Genomic DNA, 13569 nt, shown 5'->3' on the forward strand with positions numbered 1-13569 from the left:
ATTTTAGTGTCTTCGATGGGGCAAAAAGGCCGATGATTTGTGTTGTTTCAGTGTGTAATCTGTGCCATTTCGCCTTGTCTTTTCAAGCATATTGCGTGATGAAATGATGGGTTTAGAGGCGTAAAATGACTGAGATTGAACTTTGAAAGAGGGATTTTGAGGGAGAAAAGTACTTGTAATCGAATGATGTTTTGTGTTTCCCGCTTATTTCGTTTCTATTTACTCGTTTTGTGAAGTGTTAAAAAGCGGGTTGTTTATTTTACAAAATGGTGGTGCAAAGACGATTCAAAAAGCATAGAATCGGAAAGCAATAATCCATAAAATTAACTTCCTTGAAAAAGCGATATGGCGCAAACCGAGAGCCCGTCTTATAGACCTTAGCTGTTCGGTTGCGCCATATCGTGTGCAGAGCCTTTGCGTCCTGTGAACTTATTCAGCAGGTTGTTGCTCGTCTTTTGTTTCCGTTTGTTCCTCAATAGCAGGCGTTTCAGCCTCTTGTTTGCTTATTTGTTTCTGACAAGAATATATCTTCAAGGTGTTGATACACTCCACAACGCCGTATATTAGCATGCACCATCCAATGACAAATAAAGGCGCAGAGGCGATTGCTTTGGGGTAGATGATGGCCACAAGTCCTGTTAACAAGATGATAGAAGGCATCAACCAATAGAATAAACCAATGTCAGCATACTTGCGCGCTGAAGCCAAATTGATGAATTGACTGATAGCTCCCACGATAAGAAGTGCGGCAATAATATAGGTGAGTCCATTGATAAAGGTGTCTGGCATGAGGGTTAAGATAGCACCGAGGATTACGCTTCCTATGCCAACGATAGGCAAAGCAGGGCGTGGACCGCCTGAAATCAACTCGCCATTGCTGTTGTATACCTCTGGACCTCCGGCCGATTTGCGAGCCGAATAGTAGGAAGCCAGCGACACAACGCCCGAAAGAAAGAAGATAACTCCAATGGTGATGGTTAGCCATTGCATGGTTTCTTCGCGATATTTAATGAGTAATGCGCCGACAATAATCGCACAAATGGCGCGGAAAAGTGAGGTCTTGAATACTTTCATATCTTGTTTATTATCCAACGACAAAGATAAGAAAAAACTATGAACTCACTGCTATGTGTCTGTTCTTTTTTGTATTTTTGCAGTAAAAATCAATTGGTTATGACAACATTATATTTGGTGCGGCATGGTGAAACGGTTGATAATGCAGCACAGATTCTGCAGGGGCATTTGCAAGGTGAACTCAATGAACGCGGTATTCAGCAAGCCGAGACCACGCGCGACAAGTTGAAAGACGAGCCGATAGATGTCTTTGTGTCGAGTGATTTGAAACGTTCTGTCGACACATGTAGGATTATTGCTGCGCCACATCATAAAGAAGTCGAAACAACTCCTTTGCTTCGGGAGCGTGATTGGGGGGATTTCACGGGGAAGTTTATTCCTGATTTGAAGGACAAACCATGGCCTGAGAATGTTGAAAGCCTTGAAGTCTTGAAACAACGTGCACTAAAATTCTTGGAGTTTCTTCGCACTTCATATCCCAACAAGACGGTGCTTGCCGTGGGACATGGCATCATCAATAAGGCCATTCAAAGTGTTTATTTTCATAAACCAATGGGAGAAATACAGAAAATGGATAATGCTGAGGTCAGAATTTATCAGCTATGATGTTCTAAAATGATTTCCAATGTGGACCAAGAAATATGGGATTATCGTCGGGCTGAAGCCCTCTGATAATCCCATTTGATTGAATTGTATATATTGTATAATTTAGAATGTGTTGGTCTTTGTTTCTTCTTTTATCGTCTTCCGCCAAAAACACCATGACTTCCTTGCGTAGTTCCGCCGCCACCGAATGAGCGAGAGGGAGCACTTTCGCCTCCAAACGAACGGCTTGGTGCACTATTTCCGAAAGAGCGCGAAGGCACATTGTCGCCAAATGAGCGTGTCGGTGCACTGCCACCAAATGAGCGTTCGCTGTTTGAGCGGTCGAAAATGCGGCTTGGTTCCTGGTTCATGCTGCCACGATCTGCTCCGAAAGTGCGGTTGGGAACAGCCGGAAGAGTAGACCGAGTGCTGCTTTGTCGGTTATTAAATGTGTTGTTACTGCGGCTCTCCGTTGCTGCACTACCTCCGAATATGCGTGAACGACTATTGTCAAATGAACGATTGTAGCGTGAGTTATAATTATCGTTGTTTCCAAAAGCCCTACTATCTCGGTCGTCATTACCATAGAGTCGGCTGTTGCGTGAGCCTCCAAACACACGATTATCATTGTTATAGTTGTCGAAATTGCGGCTACTGAAACCACGACCATAGTTGCCTTGGTTGAAGTTGTCACGCATTCCTACGTAACGTCTGCCTTCTCTGAAGCCGAAATCTCTACCACGATACCAACTTCTTCCGCCATTAATTCGCCAGCTATGTCCGCCTCTATACACTGCATAAAAGCTTGGTCTACCAAAGTAAAAGTAATCCCTGTGAGGGTAACGGGCATAGACTCTGAACCTCCAATAGCCGTCATCCCAATACAAAGGGCGGTAGAAATAGTTGGCAGAACAATAGGCTCTGTATTGCCAATCAAGTAGAATGTAACTTAAATCTAAGTTGCGTTGTGTCCAATAAACATTGTAAACATCGTTGTAATCATTGATGCTCATCAGATAATCGAGGTTGATTTCATAGGCAGCCTCATACTGTTCATCTGTGAGATTCAGTTCATACGCCATCTTATCTGTAAGGAACAACGCCTGCTGACGAGCCTGTTCGTAACTCATTGCGCTTGCCGACACCATTAGTGTGAACAGCATTGTGAGGGCTAATATAAACTTTTTCATATTCCGATCTTTTATTTGTTACAGAATAAATTGTGAGCATTGAAGCACTCATCGCTTAATCTTCACGATACAAAAGTAGAACAAATAAAACATCGTTTGAAAGGATTTTCCCTAAATAGGGAGGGGAAAATCCCTAATATTGGCTTTGGCTTTTTCGGGAATCATAGCCTCTTCAAGTGGCATATTGCTTGGTTTCACGGCGCAGGCTGCTTTGAATCCGGCTGTGATAAGACTATCGCGGTCTTCAATCTGACCAGACAATAATAGGGTGGGGAGGTGATGTTGGCGGGCGTGTTGCATGATGACAGCCGGTAGTTTGCCCATCAGCGTTTGACAATCACTCTTGCCTTCGCCTGTAATGACGATGTCGGCATGGGCTAACAGCTTGTCAAACTGGAGTAAATGTAAAAGCAATTCGGCACCCGATTGCATCTTCGCATTGAGAAACTGCATGAAAGCGTAGCCCAAACCACCTGCTGCTCCTGCTCCGGGCTGCATGCTTTTGTCAAACCCCATGGCTCTTTTTGTGTGCAAAGCAAACTGTTTAGCCCGTGCATCTAAGGCCTCAATCATCGATGGAGTAGCCCCTTTCTGCTTCGCAAAGACATGGGCTGCGCCATTAATTCCATAGAGAGGATTTGTCACATCGCTTGCCAAGATTACCTCACAATTGTCGAATAAGGGGCGAATGGCATTAAAATGGTCTTCTGGAGCAAAGGTATCAATCAATGCACGAAGCATCCCTATGCCAGCATCGCTTGTGGCACTACCACCTAATCCGATAATCATCTTGTGGCAATTATGGCGCAAAGCATCTGCAACAAGCAAGCCCACACCATATGAAGTGGTGCGCATGGGATTGCGTTGCTCGTGTTCTATGTGCATGAGTCCACAGGCTTGAGCCACTTCTATGATAGCGGTCCCGTCAGGAGTTATGGCATATTGTGCCTCAATCCGACGCATCAGTGCATCACGAGTAGGTACAGAAAGTCGTGTGGCATGTGTGGCTTTGCAGAATGCATCAAGCATACCTTCGCCACCATCTGAGACCGAAAGTACTTTAATTTCTGCTTCTTCATCGTGGCTTTTCAAATTATCGGCCACCGCTTTTCCTGCTTCTTCAGAGGTAAGACTCCCTTTGAAAGAGTCCATAGCAATAATATATCTCATAGCACTACGCTGATTTTTTCTTCTTTGAAAACTTCTTTTTTATGATACTTCTGTAGAGGAAAAGTCCTGTTGTTATTGCTTCACCTGACCTTTTCGCCATAGATAAACGCCCAAGACCGCAAAAGCTGTCAGGATAATCAGCATGGGGAGCGCGTATTTTTCAGGCTCGACCCAGAACTCTTTGAAGAAATTGATGCGGCCAAGTATCTCTACGGGCACCCAAAACACAATCACTGTGGCTACTGCCATACGGATATTGGCACCCCAGGAAGCAATATGCAGTTGCCTTTCTAACATGAACAGCGACCCCACAAGACAGCCTAAGCCAACCAAGAACGTAACAGGATGATGATCACCAAAGAAGTTTTTGTCGTAACAGAACATCAACAAGAGATAGGAAGCCCACAGCATCATGTTGGTTTCCATGAAGGTTACGATTGAGGTGTGACGTGTCATGGGCTGCACGACAATTGTTTTTCGCTGACTGCGGAAGCACACTTTCTGCACCCATGTGATGAAAAGACAGCCATTCTTTGTGCTGAACACATACATCACCATCGTCATCATCCACATGCCAAACGATGCAGGAAGGATGAGATATTCAGGTTGTGTGACCGTCTTCCCATATTCTATTTCAGGCTGGACTCCATAGCGGCGGGCATAATACATAAAGAGAAACTCTACCCATCCCGTCCAGAAGAGGAGCCCACCGAATAGTCCCCATAAAGTCTGTCGGGTGTCGCCTTTCACAAAGACGCCGATAATCACCATCACAAGTCCTATCAATCCAATCATGAAACCAGCCACATGCAGGCTTCCCTCATTCATGAATCTTTCCATTAACTTCATGGCTCCGTGTCCCAAAGGCATGGCAAAGAGTACTACTAAGAATGAGATGAGCGTCTGTTTGATATACCACTTCTTGTTATTTCCCATTTTTTCTATTCGTTATCTACTATTTATTTTACTTTGAAAAACTTGTTTTATTTTAATTCATCACAGTAATAACTAATCTGACCTCCTGTATCTCCGACCTCAATGTCGCCTTTATACCAACTTATAATCTGCAGCTTGAAGTAGCGTTTACCATCGGCGGTGCGCACAACATAGGTGTGGAAAGAAGGCGAATATACGGGTGGTGGCCCGGTAAACGTCATGGCTCGTGCCAGTAGTGGATTGGCATCAGTCTGTGTTGTGGCTGGTCCTCGGTTGGGATCAAACCATGGATTCTCATTAAAATCAAGGTGATTGGCAATGAGATACTTATTCCAGTCGTTGCGTGAATAGGTAATTGATACTGTGTGATCATCTACAGCCCATTGGATGGTGTTGGGAAGTTGTGAAACGGTTTGCCATTTTTCATAGTTTCCACTGCCTAAATCGGCAGCCCCACCTTGACCGTTTCCCGAAGTCCCACTATTCGTTCTGAGACGGTAGCCACAGAAAGCGAGATCCCAGTCCAAACGGTTTCTCTGTTCACCTTCTTTGATGTCGCTGCCTGGCTGATAGCTGTTGAATATCTCGCCTGTACGTAGATTGAAATAAATCCAATCATTGGTAACACCTGTAGAATAACCACTGACACGGGGAAGTGTCTTCCCCGTGAAAGGCTCGGCATCGTATTTTACACATGAGGTGAATGTAAAGAGCGCGCCTAAAAGTATATATAGTGTTGTTTTCATTATTTATGTTTCAAGGTTTTGATAATGTCATCGACTAAGAATTCCACTTGAATATAGCCTCTTGTGCCGCATGTCGCCGGTACATTGAACATCGTGATTCCCGATCCTAAGGTATGAGGAACGTAGTTGAATAGGTTGTCAACGCCCAAGGTTACTTTTACTTTATTGCAGAAAGTCTGCACGACGGCTAAATTACAAAGTACATATGTAGGCAATGTACAGCGGAAATAGGCATCGTAACTCTTGTGATGTTCGTCTACCCACACGCGGTCTTGCACATCAAATTGCTTCTGTCCCATGAGCGATGCACTGAGAATGCTTTTCAAACGATAGTTCTTTTGGTTGAGCGTATAGTCTAAACTGCCAGTTGCCGCATGTGGAGATGTGGTGTTTACCTGTATGCCTTGCTGCTTACTTACATTCACATAGCTGTAGGTTCCATTAAGGGTAAAGCCTTTCGCGAAATGCCATTTGAGAATTGCTTCAATGCCCAACATGCGCTGATTTCTTAGATTTGTATATTCAAAGTTATATTGCATGTCGTAAATATGCCATATACCTTCGATCTTCTTTCTGAAGAAGTTTCCGTATGCATTCACGTTGATGAAGAAACGATCTGTGGTGTATTCTGTGCCGAATGAAATATAATGGTTCTTCTCCGGGCGTAATTCTTCGTTACCGCGGATTTGAAACATGCCTAAATGATCCCAGTTAAAGAATAGCTCTTTGATGCTCGGTGCACGGTAGCCCATGGAGTAATTGGCACGAAAAGCCCAGTGATTGTTGAGTGAATACTTGGCGGCAAGCTTCGGCATCCACATGAAACCAAAAGCTTTTGAGAAGTTTGTACGCACACCAGTTGATAGTAACCAATGTGTATTGGGTATCCATTCATCTTGTAAGAAGTATTCAGTTTCGTGCAAAGCACGTGTTGTCATCTTGCGATTCACAAAGCGATCGCTCGTCAATTCATCGCTGGTATGCTCTATTCCGAAGATAAGACTGTGGTGATTGAAGTAATTACTCGTGACAGTCAGGCGTGGTTCGAGGATACAGCTCTTGTAAACCTTCTTGCGTTCATCAAGTCTTTCATGCCTTTTGAAGCGATCATAAAAGTCTGCATGCATACTTAAGTGGACAGAAAACCAGTCTTTTACATCGTATTTTGCTTTGAATCCCGTCATAAAGTCACGGCTCTGTGTGAATGTCATGTCTTGAATCAAGTCATAGGAATTCATGAAAAACAATGTACCATAAGTCTCAATAGACAGGTTTTTGATAGGGTCGATATAGAATTTCTGTGCAATAGAAACGTGTTCCGTACCCTCGATACCCATTGGAGAGCGCTCAGCCACGCTGTTTAAAATAATGTCATGCGGTAAGAAAGGATTGGCTTCTTTCGTGTATACCTTTTTATCATGTTTGGATTGATACATATAAAAGGCATCACTTTCACTGTACCAAATGTCTGTCTGCGAAGTAATTTTCTTGTATTTCATACCTGCAGACACCCATGCTTGTAGGTTTGGACGGTCGCTATTCTTCTCAAACATATAAAGAAAGTCATGCTTTGAAGGCTGTTTGTAATTACGTTGGTTCATCTGTCCCCAGCGAAAACCCGCTTGAATGTCTATCGGTTTCGTGGCTTTCTTGGAGATAAGGTTGATCACTGCACCTGAAGCACGACTTCCATAGAGCGTACTGCTGGCACCTTTTACAATCTCTATGCGGTCTATTGCGTGCAGATTAAAACGCTCATAGTCAAGGTTTCCCGCCATTTCTCCCGTCATTCGTTCGCCATCTTGTAGGAAAAGCACGTGTCGAGCATCTAATCCTTGCATGGATATTTCATTGCCAAAGCCCACTTTCTGGATGTTCATACCGGGCGTTTCCTGTTGAAGTGCATGCTGAAGGTCGCTGTATCCGGCATCCACTAAAGCTTTTCCACCCAGCACTTGCGTAGTAACGGCCGACAGTTTTATAGGGCGTTCAGTGCGGGAACCTGTTACAACAACATCATTCAGGTGCATAACATCCTCCCGCATCACAATATTTATTGTAGTGTTCTGCGGCAGTTGTATATCTCCAGAGACTGAAATATAGCCTACAGCTGTAGTCTGATAGTGGTAAGTACCTCGCCTTTCAATGTTGAAAACGGCTTTTCCTGTAGCATCGGTCACGGCATTAAATTCTGCTTTAGTGCTGTTTTTGGTTGTAAGCGAGATATAAACACCTACTAAAGGTTGCTGTGTTCCTTGTTCCTCTACTTTGAATTTTACTTGCTGCTGAGCCCATAAAGTCATGAAGCTGAAGCAAAAAAGCAGCGTAAGGAATAGTTTTTTTCTTCTCATGTGCACTTTTTCTATACAAAAAGAAATGTGGATAATACATGCATTACCCACATTTCTTTCATGTCATTATGTAGAGATGTGGTTACTACAGACCATGTTCCTCTTTGTATTTCTTCAAATCTTCTTCATATTTCTTAAAGTCTTCATCGTATGTTTTGATGCGATTTTTATCAATGGTTTGCAGGAAACACTCCGAACGCACATTCATCATGTTGTAGTTAACGATGAAGTTTATCTGATGAGTTTTCACGTTGAGATAACCATCAACCTTGGCGCCGCTACCCTTTGAAACAGCACCCGTACCCTTATCATCGGCAGAAACCACGCCATCAACTCCTTTAAATTTCAACCATCCGTCACCACTGTACTCGTCTTTCTCCCATGAATTAAGTTGCATAAACTTGCACAAGCTGGTGAAAGTAATCTTTAGTGGCATATTGCCTACGGTGAAGTTAAGTAACTGCAAGCGTAAAGTTTTAGCATCCTCCCACGCAAATCTGAATTTTGTGGGGCAGCCTTCGGGCAACAAAGTCTTGTCATCGCCGTTGAGTGTAGCTTTTGTAGATAGAACAATGTCACCATCAAGAATCTGATGTGCAGTCTCAATGCTACTCTCATCTACAGGCCGTTCGTCAAGATTGTGGTCACTGCTGCACCCCATTAGGGTAAAGACGGCTATGAATAGGCCGCCCCACAATAGACATTTAAATTCTCTTTTCATATCTTTATTACTTCGTTCCATCAAAAGTCACAGAAGCTGGGAACATTGGAAAAATGTCCCATCCCGCATAAGTTTCGATAACAAAATGTAATAACCCTCCTTGCAAACTTCCTGAAATATTACGCAATTTGATTTTTTGTTTCATAAAAGCAGTCTTCAGAATCCCCGCTTCTCTATTTTTAGCTGTTGGAGAAATAGTGCCATTTATGATATACACGGGAACATTGATAGAGATTGTTCCTGGCATTTTCCCTATTTTTTGGATTTCCCCTTGCAACAGATAAGTTCCATCTCCATTATCAGTCAATGAAAAAAACGTATTGGCAACATCATTAAAATGCTTACCATTCATCGTTACATTTGACAGCGTTCCTACATAATTTTCAGCATTTGCAGAAGCAATAAAACCAAATAAACATGTAAAGATAATAAGTATTGAGAAAAATTTCTGTTTCATTTCCTTAGTCTTTATTTCTTAATTTGTGAGATATATTTTTCATGTGTCCAAAAAATCCCTCGTATTTCAGGTTTGAACAAATCACCATACAAAAAGGCATCGTAATCAGAAAGGCGCTGTGGCGTGCGGTCTAAATAGAACTTCTTGATGAAACTTTTTGTTTCCTGTCGGTTGAAAACATCTTCAGTAATCACAAAAGTCGTATTCAAATCGGCATCTGGCACATAGCCTCCATAATCATACCAATGCTTCAAGGTTGTGGGATAGGTTAATTTACAAGCAGGATTTAAGCGTCCTAACTCAATGGTACTTATACCTATAAAGTTCGAAAAATCAAGGGCTCTTAGCTTTGGAGCGACTAAGACACCCAGATGCAAAGCATGTAAGTCTGTCTTATTAGGGAGCTTTAAATTTTCAACATCCGGACAGTCTATAATCTCTACAAAAGATCCTACCATGTCACTCATTTCTTTATCCTTGTCGCGTTGGCCAAACAGCGTACTTACTGAAAGGTCTATATCACGCAGACCATCAACTTTTCTCACAGCCATCTCGTACAAGTCATGTGCATCTTGTGTGTTGATGATGGATGTCTTTACATTCTGTAGAAAGAGTTTCTGTAGCTTACTGCTCACATAAAAATAAGGCAATGGCAACTTTTCTTTGAGTATAATTCTGCAATCTATGCCCTCCCAAGATGGATTGGAAACAATATATTGCATCCCTTCGACTGAAGTTGGTTGTTGCGCTATCGTAGCTCCTACAATCAAATAGAACGTTTTTGATTTGTCGGCTAAACTCAAATGCTTACTCAAGTCAACATGCTGTCCGTCAGAAGCCATAATTGATGGGAATGTTTCCTTGATATATTTTAGAACAGCTACATCAGGTATGGTGCGCAATGTGTTATAAGGCTGTACCTTTCCGTGCTCATCGACCATCTTCATTTCAACCTTTCCACTCACAATATCATTTTGGTTGTGACGATAGAAAGGTACTAAATCACGGCTGTTGAAACGTGCTGTGGCAGGTAACAAGAGCTTATTGATGGAATGTTGGGGCGTAACAGTTTCCTCTCCGTTCTCAGCCACATCCACTTTCACCAAATGATTGTAGTCATATATCTCATTACCTGTGAGGTCAATGGCCGTGATTTTCGCGGGAATAGAATCGAAATCAAACGTTGGGCCATACCCATTATTGGCGAGTTTCAACTCGTGAAGATTGGGGAACACGTCAAGCCCGGTGAGGTCTTTCAACTTTGTTCCACTTAAATCAAGCGACTGGGTGTTTTGGGCTAAGTCGTTAAGTTCCAGTTGTCCCTTCTCATTAAAGGTAAACCCTTTCGCTTTCAAAACATTTACTAACTCAGCATTTTGCAATGCCTGCGAACTAAAAGAGGGTGCATCGTTCTTGTCACTACAAGAGGACAAGGCCAATACACATAGTGCCACGAGGGACAATAAAATTGATTTCTTTTTCATGACTATAATTATATTGGTGCAAAGATAGAACTTAAAAATAGATAAAACAATACCCATTTTTTAGGATTTTTTTATAAAATAGAGTCCTATTTGACTATTCATTTCTGTAAACGTCCCCTCGTTTGAGTATAGGTTTTCCACCGATTATATATCTATACAGCCTTAAACAAATCGTATTTTCATTTTGTTTATTTCTGTTTTTTCATTATTTTTGCACAGAAGTAATCGTATTTTAAGCCGTGACAACAGGCTTTAAGAAGGAGAAGAACGTATGAAAGCATATCATTCTTTAGTTGTTTTTATCATTATTTTGGCTTGTGCAGCATTGTCGAGCATGCACAGTTATCGCAGTGCTGAACGTGAAATGGTGGCTGATATGAATCAAGCATTGAGGCAAACATTGGCAGAGAAACACGATGAGGCTATCACTTTAGACACGATTCAGGCCTATCGCAGTTATCTTCGCATAGCTGCTTTGCGCAAAAACTCTATCGTTTGTTATGCCTTAGGGGATGAAGAGAACAGACTTTCTACCCAACCTATGCGCAGGAAAGGGATGAAAGCAGACATCGAGTTTCAGGGACTTGCCAATTGTTCGATGGCTTCTGTGTTTGCCTTCTCCGACCAGCGACTACCACTTTCGTTTTCTGCAGTGGCCTTGTTGTGGGCACTTTTCTCCATTGGTTACTTCAAACGTCAGCACAAAGGCATGCAAGTCTATGGAAATTTAATGTTCTCTGAGGCCGAAAATCGCTTTTATACGCTGAGTCATCAAACGGTGAAACTCACTCCGATGCAACATGCTTTGCTTCTCATGTTCTTTCAAAACCCGCGCCATCAGCTTACGAAACAGCACATCTGCGAAGCCCTTTGGCCGAAGAAACCTGATGCAAGCGACACACTTTATACGCTTATCAAGCGCATCAAACCTGTGCTTGAAACCGAAGGAAGACTGAAAGTCACGTCGGAACGTGGGCGTGATTATCGGCTCGAAATAATGAAGTAGGGGATAGGTTTATAACACTTCATTTCTGCTGAAACTGCCTTTGTCAGCCTGTTGTCAGACAAATGTCAGCCTTGTTTTTTGTGTTTTATGATGCATTTCGCCTAACTTTGCATCATAAAATGCAAGCCAATGGAAAAACAAATCTTGTTGATTGTAGACTTATTTTGCAGTTATCGTGTTGCAAATTGGAGTTTTATATTGAGTTTTCTGCGTCCTTTTATGGCTCATTCAAAGGACTTTCATACACGTTTATGTAATGCTTTGATTCGTAAAGGCATGTGGGCTCGCAATGCCGATAATGGCAAGCTGCAGATGTTGAACATTGTATGGAGATGGCATCGGAGTATGAATTATTGTGCGATGGACGGGAAATTGCGGCATGAAAACAAACAAATGTGGATATTGAAATGAAGAAACTATTGCTTTTTATATTGTTGTTTGTCGCTGCTTGTTGTGGCGTTATGTTTCTCATTGTGCCCGATCGGCGTGCGCCACAACAACGATTTAAGGAGGGGATGGACTTCGAACAGTTTAGTGTTTACACAGACTCGGACTTTGGTTATCAGTTTGAATATCCTTCGTTTTTACGCCAAGAATTTGTTGAAAGCTATGGATGCGGCCACGTGCAGTTTGGATATCATAGTGGCGTTGATATCGTTATGGAGTGCAAAGTGGTGCCCGAGAGTGTCTACACCTATCAAGAATGCAACTTTGTTAAACGCGGACGGCTACAAGATATGCCCGATATTGCGTTTGCTTCTCATTATATTCGGAAGGATAAACGTTGGTATGTTTTGACGCTGTTCTATCCCTTTGACTATCGTAAAGCTGTGGGGCGGATTCTTTACAAGATTCAACATTGGCAGGCTGCGCAAGCGAATGGTGGGTCGCTTCAGCGTATATTGCGCTTGAAAAGCAAACAAAAACATGGCGCAACGCACGAGAATCAGTGTGCGAGATGAGAAAAGAAACATCATTGTTATTTTTCGGTTGAATGAGGTTTCCTATCGTTCTGTTTTTCTAAAAAGCTTGAGAGATGATTTGATGTAAGTCACATGGGAAAGTAAAGTGCATGATTTCATGCGGTAAAATGACGGAGATTGTGTCGTGAAATGAGGCATTTTGTGGGATGTTTTGATGCAGTTTGCAATTTGCTTTGCTGATGATGGTAAGGCGATGTGCAAAAGAGAATCACGAAAGATAGCGCATGTTCAATCAGGTTATGGCTGTTTATAATCCCCTTTCCTTTGCGATGCAGACAAAGCTTTTTAGGATAAAATCTTTCGATTTATTTTGTTTTTCTCTCAAAATCACTTACTTTTGCAGCAGAGTTTGTCTGTATGTGAGAATCATTCTCGTTCATTAAGGCGAGAAAATACTAACAGAAAAGACAAATCTTCGTAGTTGCCTGTTGTATATACTCAGGCAGTTTATCTCGGGGTTGACTGGATTTGACGGCGAGATGAAATGGTACGTAAGCACGCGGAGCCTCGATTATTCGCTCCTAAATCAGAGTAGTCAAAAAATTAATTGGCGAAAACAATTACGCTCTCGCTGCCTAATCGAAGTATAGTAGATTACTGGCTTTATCGCGTTACAAGGTGATGCGACGAGACATCGCTCCAAGGATGTTGTTCCGAATCTAAGGGTTTAGCGGTGCAGGTAAATCGGAAATAGCGCTTGAATGCCTCGTTTCATGCGTGAAACTTTAGAGGATAAGGTCATAGTTGGTGGTCCGGGTCTTGCTATGGCACGAAAAAGAAGGCCGGAATAAACGTGTAGAAAGCGTATGGTTTCCTTGTGCGGACGTGGGTTCGAATCCCACCAGCTCCACTTGATGTACTCTAAA

Annotated in this window: 13 protein-coding genes and 1 other RNA gene; 5 read left to right on the forward strand and 9 right to left on the reverse strand. The window is 42.5% G+C overall.

The window, feature by feature from the left end; translation table 11 throughout:
• Positions 1–429 precede the first annotated feature (429 nt).
• Positions 430–1074: an HdeD family acid-resistance protein gene (locus HMPREF9420_RS10250; RefSeq protein WP_007135596.1), complete on the reverse strand. Its 645-nt coding sequence runs from the start codon at positions 1072–1074 to the stop codon at positions 430–432.
• Between the two features lie 99 nt (positions 1075–1173).
• Here HMPREF9420_RS10250 and HMPREF9420_RS10255 point away from each other — a divergent pair, with 99 nt between their 5' ends.
• Positions 1174–1680 carry a histidine phosphatase family protein gene (locus tag HMPREF9420_RS10255; RefSeq protein WP_007135597.1) on the forward strand — a complete coding sequence of 169 codons (507 nt, stop codon included), beginning with the start codon at positions 1174–1176 and terminating at the stop codon, positions 1678–1680.
• A gap of 131 nt (positions 1681–1811) precedes the next feature.
• On the opposite strand, the gene HMPREF9420_RS10260 is transcribed toward HMPREF9420_RS10255, so the two are convergent.
• The 8 genes from HMPREF9420_RS10260 to HMPREF9420_RS10295 form a co-directional block, all read right to left on the reverse strand.
• Entirely contained in the window at positions 1812–2849 is a 1038-nt protein-coding gene (locus HMPREF9420_RS10260) for a hypothetical protein (RefSeq protein WP_007135598.1), read from the reverse strand.
• 111 nt (positions 2850–2960) lie between these two features.
• On the reverse strand, positions 2961–4019 hold the full coding sequence (locus HMPREF9420_RS10265; RefSeq protein WP_007135599.1) for a glycerate kinase family protein: 1059 nt from the start codon (positions 4017–4019) through the stop codon (positions 2961–2963).
• A gap of 72 nt (positions 4020–4091) precedes the next feature.
• Positions 4092–4955 (reverse strand): hypothetical protein, encoded by an 864-nt coding sequence (locus HMPREF9420_RS10270; RefSeq protein ID WP_007135600.1) that lies wholly within the window; start codon positions 4953–4955, stop codon positions 4092–4094.
• 47 nt (positions 4956–5002) lie between these two features.
• Positions 5003–5701 (reverse strand): HmuY family protein, encoded by a 699-nt coding sequence (locus tag HMPREF9420_RS10275; RefSeq protein WP_007135601.1) that lies wholly within the window; start codon positions 5699–5701, stop codon positions 5003–5005.
• A complete protein-coding gene (locus HMPREF9420_RS10280; protein ID WP_007135602.1) occupies positions 5701–8052 on the reverse strand; it encodes a TonB-dependent receptor in 2352 nt (783 codons plus the stop codon). The genes HMPREF9420_RS10275 and HMPREF9420_RS10280 overlap by 1 nt, the downstream gene beginning before the upstream one ends.
• Positions 8053–8137: 85 nt before the next feature.
• Complete coding sequence (locus HMPREF9420_RS10285) at positions 8138–8773, reverse strand: DUF4903 family protein (RefSeq protein ID WP_044079232.1); 636 nt, start codon at positions 8771–8773, stop codon at positions 8138–8140.
• A gap of 7 nt (positions 8774–8780) precedes the next feature.
• The gene (locus HMPREF9420_RS10290) at positions 8781–9230 is read right to left on the reverse strand and encodes a hypothetical protein (protein ID WP_007135604.1); all 450 of its coding nucleotides are present in this window, start codon (positions 9228–9230) and stop codon (positions 8781–8783) included.
• Positions 9231–9241: 11 nt separating this feature from the next.
• Positions 9242–10714: a leucine-rich repeat domain-containing protein gene (locus HMPREF9420_RS10295; RefSeq protein WP_052297294.1), complete on the reverse strand. Its 1473-nt coding sequence runs from the start codon at positions 10712–10714 to the stop codon at positions 9242–9244.
• A 271-nt stretch (positions 10715–10985) separates the two neighbouring features.
• Here HMPREF9420_RS10295 and HMPREF9420_RS10300 point away from each other — a divergent pair, with 271 nt between their 5' ends.
• The 4 genes from HMPREF9420_RS10300 (at position 10986) to ssrA (ending at position 13556) form a co-directional block, all read left to right on the forward strand.
• On the forward strand, positions 10986–11720 hold the full coding sequence (locus HMPREF9420_RS10300) for a helix-turn-helix domain-containing protein (protein WP_007135606.1): 735 nt from the start codon (positions 10986–10988) through the stop codon (positions 11718–11720).
• A gap of 129 nt (positions 11721–11849) precedes the next feature.
• The gene (locus HMPREF9420_RS10305) at positions 11850–12131 is read left to right on the forward strand and encodes a hypothetical protein (RefSeq protein ID WP_007135607.1); all 282 of its coding nucleotides are present in this window, start codon (positions 11850–11852) and stop codon (positions 12129–12131) included.
• The gene (locus tag HMPREF9420_RS10310; RefSeq protein ID WP_007135608.1) at positions 12128–12682 is read left to right on the forward strand and encodes a hypothetical protein; all 555 of its coding nucleotides are present in this window, start codon (positions 12128–12130) and stop codon (positions 12680–12682) included. The genes HMPREF9420_RS10305 and HMPREF9420_RS10310 overlap by 4 nt, the downstream gene beginning before the upstream one ends.
• Positions 12683–13157: 475 nt before the next feature.
• Positions 13158–13556: a transfer-messenger RNA gene (gene ssrA / locus HMPREF9420_RS13635) on the forward strand.
• Positions 13557–13569: the final 13 nt, after the last annotated feature.

It is taken from the genome of Segatella salivae DSM 15606 (assembly GCF_000185845.1).
GTDB classification, from domain to species: Bacteria; Bacteroidota; Bacteroidia; order Bacteroidales; family Bacteroidaceae; genus Prevotella; species Prevotella salivae.